Raw genomic sequence first — 15,321 nt, forward strand, 5'->3', positions numbered from 1 at the left:
GCCGGAGCGGTCGCGTGAGCCTTCACGCACAGGACGACGCCAACTTGCGGGCCGCGCAGGAGGAGCGGCTGCGTGCGGTGTGGAAACCGCCGTCGGGTTGGTTCTTCCGCTGGACCGACGTCAACAACAATCGTGTCGGCATGTGGTACACGCTGACGGCGTTCGGCTTCATGCTGTTCGCGGGCGTGCTGGCGCTGATCATGCGCGCGCAACTCGCCGTGCCCGCGAATGACCTCGTTACCGCCTCGACCTTCAACCAGCTGTTCACGCTGCACGGGTCGATGATGATGTTCCTGTTCGCGGTGCCGATGTTCGAGGCGGTGTCGATCATCCTGCTGCCGCAGCTGCTCGGCGCGCGCGACCTGCCGTTTCCGCGCTTGTCGGCGTTCGGTTACTGGAGTTTCCTGATCGGCGGCGTGTTCGTCGCTGGGTCCATTTTCTTCAATGTCGCACCCGACGGCGGCTGGTTCATGTACCCGCCGTTCACGACGCGGACCGACCTGGCAGGGCTCGGCGCCGACATCTGGATGTTGGGGCTGAGCTTCATCGAAGTGTCGTCGGTTGCCGCCGCGGTGGAATTGATCGTCGGCGTGCTCAAATGCCGTCCGCCCGGCATGCGATTGAACCTGATGCCGCTCTACGCCTGGTATATCCTGGTCGTGGCGGTGATGATCCTGTTCGCATTCCCGCCGCTGATCGCGGGCGATGTATTGTTCGAGCTGGAACGGTTGCTCGGCTGGCCGTTCTTCGATCCCGCGAAGGGTGGCGACCCGCTGCTCTGGCAGCACCTATTCTGGATCTTCGGTCACCCGGAAGTCTACATCGTCTTTTTGCCGTCGATTGCGCTGTTCGCGATGATCGTCCCGACCTTTTCGCAGCGACACATCTTGGGTTATCCGTGGATAGTTTTGGCGGCGGTCGGCACCGCATTCCTGAGCTTCGGTCTGTGGGTCCACCACATGTTCGCGACCGGGCTTCCCAAGATCAGCCTGGCATTTTTCTCGGCCGCTTCGGAGGCCGTGGCGATCCCCACTGGTGTGCAGATATTCGTCTTTATCGCCACGCTCTGGGCGGGGCGCGTCGTGTTCTCCACGCCGCTGCTCTATTGCCTGGGCGCGATCGCGATCTTCGTGATCGGAGGGCTGACCGGTGTGATGGTGGCGGTCGCGCCGTTCGACTGGCAGGCACATGACACCTATTTCATCGTCGCACACCTGCATTATGTCCTGATCGGCGGTACGCTAATGCCGCTGTTCGGAGGGCTGTATTATTACTGGCCTCTGATCACGGGGAAGAAGCTGTCCGACCGGATGGGGCGCACCGCCTTCTGGATCCTGTTCGTCGGCGCGAACCTGACCTTCTTCCCGATGCACATCACCGGGCTGCTCGGGATGCCGCGGCGCGTGTTCACCTATCCTGCCGAACTGGGGGTCGATGGGCTTAATCTAGCGTCGACGATCGGCAGCTACCTCTTCGCTGCCGGCGTGCTGGTGATCGTGATCGATCTGGCGCTCAGCCCCAAGCGCGCGAAGGCACCACGCAACCCGTGGAACGCGGGCACGCTCGAGTGGCTGGCGCACCCCGATGACGAGGACTGGGGCATTCGGTCGGTGCCACTGATCGAAAGCCGCTACCCGATCTGGGACCAGAGAGATTTCGTCGCCAAGGTCGATGAGGGGCGCTTCTTCCTGCCCGACGCGGAAGAGGGGCGACGTGAAACGATCATCACGACGACGCTCGATGCCCGTCCGGCGCAGGTGATCCGGCTTGGTACGCCCAGTGTGATCCCGATGATCACCGCAGTAGCACTCGGCAGCGTGTTCATCCTGACGACCTACCACCTTTACTGGCTGGCGCTGGGCGGTGCGGTGGCGACGCTCGCCGCGGTACTCGTGTGGCTCTGGTCGACCGCGGAGATCCCCGAGAAGCCGGAGAAGCCGATCGGCCACGGCATCGTTCTTCCGCTCTATCGATCGGGCCCGGCGGCCCCCGGCTGGTGGGCGATGTTCATCACCATGCTCGCGGATGCGACGGCATTCTCGGGACTGGTGTTCGGTTACTATTTCTTCTGGACCGTGCATCCGAATTTCCCACCATCGGGCCCCGGCATGGACGGGCCCGGCGCGTTCTGGCCGATGGTGGCGATGGCGCTGACGCTCGTGTCATGGGCGACCACCGTGGCGGCGCGCGAGCTGAACGCGCGCGGGCAGGTCGGCGCAGCGCGTGCGTTGCTCAGCTTGGGCCTTGCAGTGACCCTCGCTAGCCTGTTCGCAGGGCTAGCGGGGCCGTGGTTCTCCGATCTCGCGCCCAAGCTTCACGTCTACCCCGCGATCGTCTGGACGCTCGCGATCTGGACCGCGGCGCACGCCGGTGTCGGCGTGATATGCCAGGCCTATACGCTCGCACGGAGCCTTGCTGGACGGATGACATCCGAGCATGACGCGGACATCCGCAACATTACCGTCTATTTCCACTTCCTAGCGCTGACCGCGATCGTCACCTACGCGACGATCGGGCTGTTCCCGTCGGCGTCATGAGCGAGGAGCATCAAAATAATCTTGCCGCCCGGCTCCGGTCGCGCCGCGTCACCTTGTGGACATTGATCGTGCCGCCGACCGTTTGGGCGGTGCACTTCATGTTCTGTTATCTGTGGGTGGCGGTATCGTGCGCGAAGCTGGGCGGGTTCGCGCGGTTTCCGGTCGCCTTCGTCATCGGCACGATCGTCGCGCTGGCGATCATCATCGCCTCGGGTGCGGTCGCGTTCGTCCAAAGCCGGACACCGGGCGACCCGCCGCCGCACGACGAGAGTACCGAGATCGATCGCACCCGCTTCCTAGCGACCGCGACGCTGTTGCTCGCGGGGTTGAGCGTCGTTGGCGTACTGTTCACCGCCGCGCCCGCGCTGATGCTGACTGATTGTCGATGATGCGCATGGCGGGCCTGTGCGTTGCGGGCATCTCGGTCGCGCTATCGGTCACACATCTCGGAATGACCGGGCATATGCTCGGGCACATGCTCGCGGTCGCGGTTGCGGCACCTTTGTTAGCGTGGCGAAACGACACGAATGCGGTCGTAGGTGCGGGTAGGGCGATAGGACAAGGCACGCCACTACTGCTCGCCGCGGTGGAACTCGTTGTGGTGTGGAGCTGGCACCTCCCCGCCGCGCGGGCGGCGGCAGACGGCTCGATTTCAATTACGCTGATTGAGCAGGCGATGTTCCTGGGCGTCGGCTACGCCTTGTGGCGCAGCGCGCTGGTGCGCCCGGCGGGCGGCGTCGCGGCGCTGCTGCTTACGTCGATGCATATGACGCTGCTGGGCGTGTTGATCGGGCTCGCGCCGCGCGTCCTGTACCCCGGGATGGCGATGCATCCGGCATTCGGACTTGATCCGCTCGCCGATCAGCAGCTCGGCGGCGTGGTGATGCTCGTGATCGGCGGGGCGAGCTACTGTCTCGGCGGACTATGGATGTTGACCGGGCTGCTTCGGCAGCGAGCGGAGGGGGTGCGCGCGTGACGATCCGGCTGACGTGGAAGCGGGTGATCGTCTCGCTTTTGGGGCTTGCGGCTTTCGGTATGGCGTTCGCCTGGTCAGGCATCTTCAACGTCGCCGCATCGAGCGGGCATTGGGCGATCAGCAACTGGTTCCTCCACTGGGTGATGCGCAATTCGGTGCGCACGCACGCAGCGGTATCGACCCCAGAGACAGTGATCGACCGCGGCGGGATGGTGAGCGCGGCGGGGCATTTCTCGCAGGCGTGCGCCTCGTGCCACGGCGCGCCGGGCGTCCGGCCGCTACCGGTCATGCAGCGCGCGACGCCGCACGCTCCCGACCTGTCGGTCAACGCGCGCGAGTGGACCGATCGGCAGTTGTTCTGGATCCTGCGTCACGGCGTCAAATTCTCCGGAATGCCGGCTTGGGGCAGCGACGGGCGCGATGACGAGATACGGCGCATGGTTGCGTTCGTCCGATCGCTGCCGACCATGACCCCGGCGCAGTATCGGGCATTGGTCGTGACCCCTGCCGCGCCTGCCAGTCTACCAGCATCGGACGCCGTGGTGATCGCGCGCTGCACCGGTTGTCACGGCGCAAATGGGCAGGGACGTGGGCAGCGCGACATTCCGATTTTGGGCGCGCAGCGCGTCGCCGCGCTCGAGGCAGCGCTCCGGGCCTACCGCGCCAATACCCGACACAGCGCCGTCATGCAGCAGGCGGCCGCGACGCTCGACGATGTACAGATCGCGATGCTCGCACGTCATTTTGCCGCCATGCCCGGGCTCATCGACCGACCGGTGACGCGGCCCGCCACGTCGCTTGCCGCACGGCGAGCGCAGCAGATTGTCGAGCGCGGCCTGCCCCGCGTCCAATTGCCCGCCTGCGCCAGTTGTCATGGCCCGGGCAAGCCGCAGCCGATCTTGGCCGGGCAGCGCGCGGCCTATCTCGCGGCGCGTCTCAGGAATTGGAAAGGGGACGGCAAGGAAATCGATGCGCGCCAGTCACAGGCGATCATGCCGGTAATCGCGCGTCGCATCCCGGAGGATATGATCGAGCCGCTGGCGGCGTATCTGGCTGAGGGGAGGCGTTGAACAGCGGCTGGTGGTTGCTGGGCTAAGAGACGGTATGACCGGGTCACCGTCAAACCGCCTGCATCCGTGTGCAAATAAAGCCGATAGAACAGACGGACGCCTCCTGCGCGTAAGCACGCGCTGGCTGGGGACCAAGTGCTCGCAAGTCTGGCGCACCCTCTCAAAAGGCGCTGGTGCATCGTCCAGAGAGCACTTCGCGCCAGACTGACAGCACCGCCACCTGCTTTTTTGATCTCCCCCGTCTCTTTATCCCGGTTGCATCCGGTAAGGTATCTTCCTTCGTCGGGAGGACTTGCGTGATTGCTGTAAAGCCGCCGTGGCTACCAGGAAAGGATGGCCTCACTCGGTCCGCTCGTGTATCGGGCAGACCTGCTCGCTTATCCAACTACGCACGCCGACCCTGCGCCACCTAGCGACGCTCAGATCACCGCACTCCACCCCTACCGCGAGAGCGCGATGAGGCCCGCCAGGCCATTGGCGCCCGTCTTGGCGAGCACCGCCGCACGGTGATCCTCCACCGTCTTGGGCGAGAGGCCGAGGCGGTCGGCGACGACCTTGTTGGGATGGCCTTCGACCAGCAGGTCGAACACCTGGCGCTCGCGCGCCGTCAGGCGCGCGGTCCGGCCGAGCGCTGAGCGTCGCCGGATGCTCCACGAGACGCCTTCGGTGACCGCGCGGACGAGGCGATCCTCGTCGATCGGCTTCTCGAGATAGTCGAGCCCGCCGTAGCGCCGCACCGAGTCGACGGCGTTCGCGGTCGTGGGCCAGGCGGTCATGAAGATGATCGCCACGCCCGGATCGATCACCCGGACGCGATCGGCGAAGGCGAACCCGTCGATGTCGCCCATCATCACGTCGGTCACGATGCAATGTGCCGGGCAGGTCGGCACCACGTCCGCGTAGACCGCGAGCAGCGGGGCAGGGTCGAGAAACGGCTCGGCGGCGAAGCCGTGGCGGCGCAGCAGTCGCGCGACGCTGGCACCGAGGTCGTGATCGTCGTCAACGACATAGACCGTGGCCAGGGAAGCGGGCACCTCCGTCACGCTGCGGTCCCTATCGCGGGCAGACTGATCACGGCACGGACCATGTCCTCCGCGCGTAAGAGCGAGAGGGTGCCACCGTGCGCCTCGACGATCGCGCGTGCGACCAATACGCCGACCCCCATGCCGGCGCTCGGCGCGGCCGTGCGGGCGCATTTGTTGGACATGGCGATGCAAACGGCTTCTTCCTGAGCGTCGACGGTCAGCAGAATCTCCCCCCCTTTGCCGCACGCCTGCGCCGCGTTGCGGATCAGGTTCACCAGTGCCTGCGACAATTCGATCTCCTGCGCCATGACCGTCGCGGAAGGGGCGAGCGGCGCGATGGTCAAGGTGACGTCGGCGGCCTGCACCTCCGGCTTCGCGAGCGCGACCACGCTCTCGATCAGCGTCGCGATCGGTAGTGGCGACGGCTCGTCCACCGCACGTCCGCCGTAGCGCCGCAGCCGCCGGACGAGGCCTGACAGATGCGCGGCCTTGCGGTCGATGAGCGCGGCGGTGGTCGCCACCTCGTTCGATGCATCGACCGTCAACTCGTGCAGGTGCCGCGCCTCGATCGCGAGCGTGGAGAGCGGCTGAGAAATCTCATGGATCACCGCGACCGACATCGCGCGAAGTGTCTTGAGCCGCTCGGCCTGGAACAGCAGGCGGTCGCGCCGCTCGACCTCGGCGCGGGCCCGCGCCTGCGCGTCGTGAAAACTGCCCGCGAGATAACCCGCCATCACGACGCTCGCGAGCCCGAGGTGGAATTGCAGCCGCTCGATCGTGTTCACCGCGCCGGCGGTGCGGGGGAGCGTGATCGCGCAGACGATCACCAGCGCGCACCACGCCGGCACGCGGCCGAAGCGCAGCCCGATCCACGCGACGCCGATCAGCGCGGGCGCAGACTGCGATCCGAGCCCCAGCCAGCGCAGCATCTCGCCCGTCAGCGCGGCGAGGCCAAGCACGAGCGCGCCTTCGACGATTGCCATGCTACCTGGCCGCGGCAGGCCGGTTCGAGGCACCCCCGACAAGCGATCGGCTACCCAGAGCATCGGCGGCGCGATCAGCAGCGTGCCGAGGAGATCACCCACCGTGAACGCCGCGATCGACAGTGCGACATCCCGCGCGGTCTCGACCCCGGTCAGGTCTCCGCGCCACAGCGCCTGCGGCAAGGTGAGAAGCGCGGCGAGCACCGGCGCCGCGATGCTGACGAGCGCTAGCGGCATGGGCGGGGCCAGCAGCGTCACACCCGCCGCCCCTGGCCGGGACACCAATCGCCTGACGCCCCAGACCGCCAAGCCGTAGGCGAGCACCGGTCGAACCGCGCCGATCCAGGCGATCGGAGCATCGGGTCCTCCGAGGGGAATTGCACCGAGAATGAGATCGATCGCCAGCTCGACCAGCGCGATCGGCAGCGTCCAACGCGGCCCCTGGTGCCACAGCAGCGCCAGCCGCCATCCGGCGACGGGGAACCACAAAGAGTAGAAACCGGCCCCGCCCCAGGCGCGCGCGAGCTCGTGCAGCAGCGTGAAGCCGAGTGCGTAGAGCGCCAGCAGCGCCGCGGCAGGCGCGATCGATCCGCTCCGCACATTCGCGAATGCGCGGCCATTCGCGTGGGCGGGGACGGCAACGGTGGTCACGCCGACGCTTGTGCGCGTCGCGCCTGCGCAGACCAACCCGGAAAATTCCCGGAAAGAGACGTACGCTTCCGGGAAATTCCCGGATGGGCAGACGATCGCTCGATGTCCATTGCCGCGGTCGACGGCAGGAAAGGTTGGGGGGCAGCCCTTCCTGTCGTCTCGATGCTCACGGGCGCGTTGGTGGGGGTAGCCGTTCGGTCAGGCACATCGTCGTGCCGACGATCACGACGGGGGCGATTGCGGCCACGCATGGTTCAATCAACCAGATTCGGCGGCTGATGTCCTCATGGATAGCGCAGGCGCTTACCCCGCGCCGCTAACTCGTCTCGCGCCCTGAGCTAATCCGGTCGGCAAATAATCTGCGTTCACTACGAGCCTTACGCGCGTCGGCATCGGCCATCGCAACGAAGCTTGGCGAAAGAGCCTCGGATCGACGCTCCCCCGACGATCATCGACGATCAACCGGCCGAAATCCGCGATCGTACCATCTGCGTCAGGATCGTGCGCCGTGCGTGGTCGAGTGCGGTGGGCGCGGGAAGCAGGCCGTCACCCGCGAACAAGGCGTCCACGATATTGTCCGTCCCCGCCTGCCGCCACGTCGCTGCGAGCCTGTCGGCAAGCGGGTCGGCGACGATCCCGCGATCACCGCGCACGAACACGATCCAGGCGGCGAGCGCCTGCAGCGTCGCCTCGCATGGCGTGTCACGCCCGCGCGCGCTCGCCAGTCGCTCCAACCAGCGCGGCCCGATCTTCTGCGACCCGTCGGTCGCGATCTGGTCCAGCCGGTGCGCGAGCGCCGGGTTGGCGAAGCGGTGCAGCAGCGCATCGATGTAAGCGGGCAGGTCCTGCCCGGCCGCGGCCTCGATCGTCGGCGCGGCCTCGACCCGCATCAGTCGCTCGACCAGTGGCCGTATCGCGGGATCGGCTACCGCCTCGTGAACGAACGACAGCCCGCGCTCGAGCCCGAGATAGGCGAGCGCGGAATGCGCGCCGTTGAGCAGCCGGAGCTTCGCGGTCTCATACGGGCCGACATCGGCGACGAACTGCGCGCCGCCGGCTTCCCAGCGCGGCCGCGGTCCCGCGAAGCGATCCTCGATCACCCACTGATGGAACGGCTCGGTGAAGACCGCGGCCTCGTCGCACAGCCCGATCCGCTGCGCGAGCGCGTCGAGCTCGGCCGTGGTGACCGCGGGGACGATGCGATCGACCATCGTCGAGGGGCACGCGCACTCGGCCTCGAACCACGCGCGCAGATCGGGCGCGGTGGCGTCGAGGAATTCCGCGATCGACCGGTGCAGCGCGGAACCGTTGGCGCTGAGATTGTCGCACGACACCAACGTCAATCCGGCATGCCCGGCCGCCCGCCGTGCGGCAAAGGCATCGCCCAGATAATAATAGATCGTGCGTGCGCCGCTGGTCGTCACGGCGGGATCGAGCGTCCCGTCGGGCCGGCGGTGATAGCCCTTCTCGGTGATCGTCAGCGTGACGACGTGCGTGTCGCGCGCGGCGAGCGCGGAGACGACCGCGGCAGGATCGTGCGGCGCGACCAGCACGTCGCGGATCGCACCGATCACGCGCGTCCGCTCGGCCGATCCGTCACGTTCGGTCAGCGTATAGAGCCCGTCCTGCGGTGCGAGCGCGTCGTGCACCTGCGGTGAGCGTAGCGACACGCCGGTGATCGCCCAGTCGCGGTCGCCCGCCGCCATCGCGCGGTCGGTATAGGCGGCCTGGTGCGCGCGGTGGAACGCGCCGATGCCTAAGTGGACGATGCCGCGGCGCTGGTCGGTCCGGTCATAGTCGGGGCGTGCGACGTCACCGGGCAGGTGCGAGAGCGTCGCGGGCGACAGCCTCACAACCGGTACGCCCGGCGCGCGAGCCCGACCGTCAGTTCGTGCGCGAGGTCGGCGGCCTCCCAGTCTTCGAGCCGGTGCTCGGCGACCAGCCGGGCGAGAAACGCGCAATCGACGCGGCGCGCGACGTCGTGGCGCGCGGGGATCGACAGAAACGCGCGCGTGTCGTCGTTGAACCCGACCGTGTTGTAGAAGCCCGCGGTCTCGGTCGTCATCTCGCGGTAGCGCCGCATCCCCTCGGGTGAATCGTGGAACCACCACGCCGGACCGAGCCGCAGGCACGGGTAATGGCCGGCGAGCGGGGCGAGCTCGCGCGCGTAGGTCGATTCGTCGAGCGTGAAGAGGATCAGCGTGAAATCGCGCTCGTTGCCGACCACGTCGAGCAACGGCTTCAGCGCGGACACGTAATCGACCCGCATCGGAATGTCGGCACCCTTGTCGCGGCCGTGGCTGGCGAATAATGCCGCATTGTGGTTGCGGAACGAGCCCGGATGCAATTGCATCACCATGCCGTCCTCCACGCTCATCCGCGCCATCTCGGTCAGCATCTGCGCGCGGAACAGGTCGGCATCCTCGGGCGAGGGATCGGGCGCCGTCACGCGCGCGAACAGCGCTTCGGCCTCGTGCGGGGACAGGTTGGCGGTGCGCGCCGATGGGTGGCCGTGATCGCTCGCGGTCGCGCCGGCGGCACGGAAGTCGGCGCGGCGGCGGCGATGCGCGGCGAGATAGCCCTTCCACGACCACACGTCCTCGCCGGTCAATTCGGCGAAGCGCGCCATCGCGGGGGCGAACTGCTCGTGCTCGACGTCGATCACGCCATCGGGGCGATAGGTGGTGACGACGCGCCCGTTCCATCCCGACCCGCGGATCGCGTGATGCGCCGACAGATCGGCTTCCGCGCCCTCGGTGGTGGCGAGCAGCTCGATCCCGAACCGGTCGAACAGCGCGCGCGGGCGGAAGGAGGGCGACGCGAGCTTCTCGGCGATCGCGTCAAAATACAGGTCGGCGGTCGCCGCCTCCAGCTGCACGTCGAAGCCCATGATTTCGGCGAAGACATGGTCGAGCCACAGTCGCGACGGCGTGCCGCGGAACAGATGGTAATGGTCGGCAAAGGTCCGCCACGCCGCGCGCGGGTCGGTCGCGGGTGCACCTTCGCGCGACGGTACCCCCAACGCCTCGAGCGGCACGCCCTGGCTGTAGAGCATGCGAAAGATGTAGTGATCGGGTGTCAGCAGCAGCTCGGCCGCATTCTCCCACGGTGCATCGGTCGCGAACCATTGCGGGTCGGTGTGCCCGTGCGGCGAGACGATCGGCAGGTCGGCGACCGCGGCGTACAGGGTGCGCGCGATGTCGCGCTGCACCGGGTCGCTCGCGAACAGCCGGTCGGGGTGGAGGCGGAGCGGGCGGGTCATCGCCGCGGATCGAGCGTGATGATCGGGGTGCTTTCTCGCATATCCTCTCTCCTTCAACGTTGCCGCTTGCTAGCCAAGCCTGACTCATTTTACCAGAGCCGCAACATTGGTCAGGCAAGATAGGCGCGCAATGACGATCGTCGTAGTGGGGGAGGGGATGATCGAGCTGTCGCCCGCGGGTCAGCCGCGCGCGTGGACGCTCGCCTATGGTGGAGATACGCTCAACACCGCGATCCATCTCGCGCGGCTGGGGCACGACGTTGGCTTCCTGACCGCGCTGGGTTCCGATCCGTTCAGCGACGAACTGCGCACGGCGTGGGTCGGCGAAGGGTTGCGGCGCGAGTTCCTGTTGACCGACCCGGCGCGCCTCCCGGGGCTGTACGCGATCAGCAACGATCACCGCGGCGAGCGGCAGTTCACCTACTGGCGCAGCGACAGCGCGGCACGGCAGATGTTCGCGCTGCCGGGCAGCCCTGGCGCGATCGCCGCGGCGGCGCGGGCCGACCTGCTCGTGTTCTCGATGATCACGCTCGCGATCCTGCCGGTCGCGGGACGCGCGGCACTGCTCGATCTCGCGCGCGCGGTGCGAGGAAACGGGGGACGGGTCACGTTCGACACCAATTTCCGCCCCGCATTGTGGCCCGACATCGATGACGCGCGCGCGGCTTACCGCGACGCATTGGCGGTCGCCGACATCGGGTTGCCGACGCTGGAGGATGAGGAAGCGCTGACGGGAGCAGGGGCGGCGGAGGCGATCCTCGACGGCTGGGCGCGCGCCGGTGTCGACGAGGTGGCGCTGAAACGAGGTGCGGACGGCTGCCTGGTCGACGGGGCGCTGGTGCGACCCGCGGCGGTGCTGTCCCCGGTCGACACCAGCGGCGCGGGGGATGCCTTCAACGCGGGCTATCTCCACGCCCGTCTCGGCGGGCAGGCGCCGCACGCCGCCGCACGCGCGGGGCATGAAGTGGCGGGATGGGTAGTGATGCAGCGTGGCGCCATCCCCGAGCGAACGCCTGATGCGCCTTATGGGCGGATGATTGGCCCGACCAATATGGACAGGCCATAGCCGATGCGCTAGTCGATCCGGCGACGCCGAACTCGGCGCGGGCCCGGAACCGACGGGGGAGGAGACAGGCGTTGCGCGTACGGAACCTGCGCTGGTGGATCGTGGCGCTGATCTGCGCCGGCACGATGGCCAATTATCTCGCGCGCAACTCATTGGGCGTGCTCGCCCCCGAATTGAAATCCGCGCTGCACATGACGACGCAGCAATACAGCTATGTCGTCGGCGCGTTCCAGCTCGCCTATACGATCATGCAGCCGATCGCGGGCGCGCTGGTCGACCGCTTCGGGCTGCGCATCGGGTTCGCGATGTTCGGGCTCGCGTGGTCGGCCGCCAACATGCTCCACGCGCTCGCGTTCGGCTGGATCAGCCTCGCACTGTTTCGCGGGCTGCTCGGCATCTTCGAGGCCGCGGCGATCCCCTCGGGGATCAAGGCGGTGGCGGAATGGTTTCCGGCGCGCGAACGCTCGGTCGCGGTCGGCTGGTTCAACGCGGGCACCTCGCTCGGCGCGTTGATCGCGCCGCCGGTGGTCGCCGCGGTCGCAATCTGGGCCAATTGGCGCTGGGCGTTCATCGTCACGGGGGCGGTCGGCGTGATCTGGGCGATCGCCTGGTACGCCTGCTACCGCCCGCCCGAGCATCACAACGCCATCACCGCGGACGAGCGCGACATGATCGCCGCCGACCGGCCCGCCACTCCGGCGGCGCGCGCCCGCCCGCGCGAGATCCTGCGCAGCCAGCGTTTCTGGGTGATCGCGGTCCCGCGCTTCCTCGCCGAGCCGGCGTGGCAGACGTTCAGTTTCTGGATCCCGCTGTATCTCGCGACCGAGCGCGGCATGGACCTGAAACAGATCGCGCTGTTCGCGTGGCTGCCGTTCCTCGCGGCCGATTTCGGCGGCATTCTGGGCGGCTATCTGTCCCCCTTTCTGATGCGCCGCGGCGTCGCGCTGATCCCGTCGCGCGTCGCGGGCATCGCGCTCGGCGCGGTGCTGATGATCGCGCCGGGCTGTATCGGGCTTGCCGCGAGCCCGTATACCGCGATCCTGCTGTTCTCGATCGGTGGCTTCGCGCACCAGATGATCTCCGGGCTGATCAACACGCTGTCGGCGGACGTGTTCGCGCCCGGCGAGGTCGGCACCGCCAACGGCTTCATCGGGCAGGCGGGCTGGATCGGCGGGCTGATCTTCTCGCTGCTGATCGGGCAGTTCGCCGACACGGTCGGCTATGGTCCGCTGTTCGGCGTGCTCGCGGTGCTCGACCTGATCGGCGCGGCGATCTTCATCATCTTCATCGGCAAGCTGACGGCGCCGACCCCCGCCAAACCGAACCCATCCAAGGAACTTCCCGCATGAGGCGCGCGACGCTTTCCCGCCCCCCGGTCTTCGCGCTGTCGGCACGCGCGCCGGGGCGCGTCACGCTCACCGCCGATACGGGCGCGATCGCGCACGTCTTCGTGCTGGAGGACGACGTGATGCGGCTACTGCTGCTCGCCGAGGGGCGCGTCACCAGCCCGCCGAGCTGGGCGATCGCCCCCGGAGCAAGCGACCTCGCCGAGCCGGGTCGCGACCGGATGGACACCAGCGGTTTCGCCTTGCCTGATTTCACCTGCGAGGAGCAGGACGGCACATTGATCGTGGCGACCGCGCGTATCCGCGTGACGATCGCGCTGAATGGGCTGCACTGCGTCTGGGAGCAGCGGGCCGCGCAAGCCGGCGACTGGTGCCTGATGGCGGCGGATCGCCCGACGCAGGCCTACGACTTCGGCTGGTGGGACGGGCGCGCGCATCATTATGTCGCGAGGCAACCGGGCGAGCGTTTCTACGGCCTGGGCGACCGCACCGGCGACTGCGACCGCGCCGGGCGGCGCTTCCGGCTGACCAACGTCGACCCGATGGGGTTCGACGCCGAGCACAGCGACCCGATGTACAAGTCGATCCCGTACCTGCTCGTCGCCGATAGCGCGGGTCGCTGCCACGGCGCATTCTACGACAGTGTCGCCGACGTGACGGTCGATCTCGGGCGCGAGCTCGACAATTATCACGGCCTCTACCGCCACATCGTCGCCGACGCAGGGAACCTCGACCTGTGGATGATCGCGGGGCCGGATCCGCTCGCGGTGACGCGGCGCTTCACCTGGCTGACCGGGCGTCCGGCGATGATGCCGCGCTGGTCGCTCGGCTATTCGGGCTCGACGATGACCTATACCGATGCGCCCGACGCTGCGGTGCAGATGGCGGGTTTCCTCGACCAATGCGCCGAACACGATCTGGGGTGCACGTCGTTCCACCTGTCGTCGGGCTACACGTCGATCGGCGACAAAAGGTACGTGTTCCACTGGAACCGCGACAAGTTTCCCGACCCCGCCGCGTTCGTCGCCGGTTATGCCGCGGCGGGCGTGCGGCTCGTCCCCAACATCAAGCCCGCGCTTCTGCGCAGCCATCCGCGCTACGACGAGGTCGCGGCCGCAGGGCTGTTCGTCGCCGACGAGGACGGCACGCCGGTCGAGGCGCAATTCTGGGATGAGGTCGGCAGCTACCTCGATTTCACCAAGCCCGCGGCGGCGGACTGGTGGCGCTGCGAGGTCCGCCAGGCCCTGCTCGATCACGGCATCGAGGCGACGTGGAACGACAACAACGAATATGAGCTGTGGGATGCACGCGCGCGTTTCGCCGGCTTTGGCACCGCACAGGCTGCGGCGGCGATGCGCCCGGTGCAGCCGATGCTGATGACGCGTGCGTCGCGGCGCGCGCAGGTCGAGGCGCGGCCCGACCTGCGTCCCTACGTCGTCACCCGCTCGGGGATGGCGGGGCTGCACCGCTACGCGCAGACCTGGTCGGGCGACAACCGCACCGCGTGGAAGACGATCCGTTACAATGCGCGCCAGTCGATCGGGCTCGCTTTGTCGGGCGTGTCGAACAGCGGGCACGATGTCGGCGGCTTTTCCGGCCCGGCGCCGTCGCCCGAATTGCTGGTGCGCTGGGTACAGGCGGGCATCCTGATGCCGCGTTTCAGCATCCATAGCTGGAACGACGATCGCAGCGTCAACGAACCGTGGATGTACCCGGAGGTACTGCCCGCGATCCACCGGCTGATGGCGCTCAGGCAGACGCTGATCCCGTTCTTCTACGACCTGCTCCACCGCTACGCGCGCGACTACGAGCCGATGGTGCGCCCGGTATGGCTCGATTTCGCGGACGACGCGCGAAGCTGGGACGAGTGCGACGAGCATCTGCTCGGTTCCAATCTTCTCGCCGCGCCCGTGATGGAGCCGGGCGCGACGACGCGGCGCGTGCGTGCGCCCGCGGGCGCGGACTGGATCGACGTGTGGGGCGGGCAAGGGGTCGCGGGCGGCACGGAGGTGACGCTCGATGCCCCGCTCGACGGCGCTCCGCCGCTGCTCGCACGCGCAGGAACGGCGATGCTGGTCGATCTGGCGCGCGGGGGCTGGCGGCCCGAGCCTTATCGCCGCGGATTGTGGCTGTTCCCGCCGCGTGACGGCACGTTCGCCTGCAATGCGGTGGAGGATGCGGGTGACGGCGATGGGCCGATCGACCGCTGGCTCGTAACCGGCAGCGCCGACGCGGACAGCGTGTCGGTGCAGGTGCGCCGCAATGGTCCCGGCACGTTCGGCGGCTCGGATATCACGCTGCTGCTGCCGCCCGGCGACACGCGTCGGCTGATCGTGAACGACGGTGCGGGCAGCGCGGTTCGGCACGGCGGCCGCGCGGGGGTGGCGATCAGTCTGGTCTGACCA

At 67.9% G+C, this 15,321-nt stretch carries 11 protein-coding genes; 7 read left to right on the plus strand and 4 right to left on the minus strand.

Features of this window, described 5'->3' with window-relative positions; genetic code table 11:
• The first annotated feature begins 14 nt into the window (after positions 1-14).
• The 4 genes from ctaD to KZ810_RS04205 are packed head-to-tail and all read left to right on the plus strand — an operon-like array spanning position 15 to position 4,583.
• Positions 15-2,537, plus strand: a complete 2,523-nt coding sequence (ctaD, locus tag KZ810_RS04190) for a cytochrome c oxidase subunit I (RefSeq protein ID WP_219767778.1) — start codon at positions 15-17, stop codon at positions 2,535-2,537.
• Positions 2,534-2,926 (plus strand): hypothetical protein, encoded by a 393-nt coding sequence (locus KZ810_RS04195; RefSeq protein WP_219767779.1) that lies wholly within the window; start codon positions 2,534-2,536, stop codon positions 2,924-2,926. The genes ctaD and KZ810_RS04195 overlap by 4 nt, the downstream gene beginning before the upstream one ends.
• 5 nt (positions 2,927-2,931) lie before the next feature.
• Entirely contained in the window at positions 2,932-3,513 is a 582-nt protein-coding gene (locus KZ810_RS04200) for a cytochrome c oxidase assembly protein (protein ID WP_258044426.1), read from the plus strand.
• The gene (locus tag KZ810_RS04205; RefSeq protein ID WP_219767780.1) at positions 3,510-4,583 is read left to right on the plus strand and encodes a c-type cytochrome; all 1,074 of its coding nucleotides are present in this window, start codon (positions 3,510-3,512) and stop codon (positions 4,581-4,583) included. The genes KZ810_RS04200 and KZ810_RS04205 overlap by 4 nt, the downstream gene beginning before the upstream one ends.
• Positions 4,584-5,023: 440 nt before the next feature.
• On the opposite strand, the gene KZ810_RS04210 is transcribed toward KZ810_RS04205, so the two are convergent.
• The 4 genes from KZ810_RS04210 to uxaC form a co-directional block, all read right to left on the minus strand.
• Entirely contained in the window at positions 5,024-5,617 is a 594-nt protein-coding gene (locus KZ810_RS04210; RefSeq protein WP_373369138.1) for a response regulator transcription factor, read from the minus strand.
• 5 nt (positions 5,618-5,622) lie between these two features.
• Positions 5,623-7,242 carry an ATP-binding protein gene (locus tag KZ810_RS04215; protein ID WP_219767782.1) on the minus strand — a complete coding sequence of 540 codons (1,620 nt, stop codon included), beginning with the start codon at positions 7,240-7,242 and terminating at the stop codon, positions 5,623-5,625.
• Between the two features lie 458 nt (positions 7,243-7,700).
• Positions 7,701-9,095: a mannitol dehydrogenase family protein gene (locus tag KZ810_RS04220; protein WP_219767783.1), complete on the minus strand. Its 1,395-nt coding sequence runs from the start codon at positions 9,093-9,095 to the stop codon at positions 7,701-7,703.
• Positions 9,092-10,504 (minus strand): glucuronate isomerase, encoded by a 1,413-nt coding sequence (gene uxaC, locus KZ810_RS04225; protein WP_219767784.1) that lies wholly within the window; start codon positions 10,502-10,504, stop codon positions 9,092-9,094. The genes KZ810_RS04220 and uxaC overlap by 4 nt, the downstream gene beginning before the upstream one ends.
• A gap of 130 nt (positions 10,505-10,634) precedes the next feature.
• Between uxaC and KZ810_RS04230 the strand changes: the two genes are divergently transcribed.
• The 3 genes from KZ810_RS04230 (at position 10,635) to KZ810_RS04240 (ending at position 15,318) form a co-directional block, all read left to right on the plus strand.
• Complete coding sequence (locus KZ810_RS04230; protein ID WP_219767785.1) at positions 10,635-11,570, plus strand: sugar kinase; 936 nt, start codon at positions 10,635-10,637, stop codon at positions 11,568-11,570.
• A 71-nt stretch (positions 11,571-11,641) separates the two neighbouring features.
• Entirely contained in the window at positions 11,642-12,919 is a 1,278-nt protein-coding gene (locus tag KZ810_RS04235) for an MFS transporter (RefSeq protein WP_258044428.1), read from the plus strand.
• A complete protein-coding gene (locus KZ810_RS04240) occupies positions 12,916-15,318 on the plus strand; it encodes a glycoside hydrolase family 31 protein (protein ID WP_219767786.1) in 2,403 nt (800 codons plus the stop codon). Before KZ810_RS04235 ends, KZ810_RS04240 begins: the two co-directional genes overlap by 4 nt.
• Positions 15,319-15,321 lie beyond the last annotated feature (3 nt).

Source organism: Sphingomonas citricola (genome assembly GCF_019429535.1).
Taxonomy (GTDB): domain Bacteria; phylum Pseudomonadota; class Alphaproteobacteria; order Sphingomonadales; family Sphingomonadaceae; genus Sphingomonas; species Sphingomonas citricola.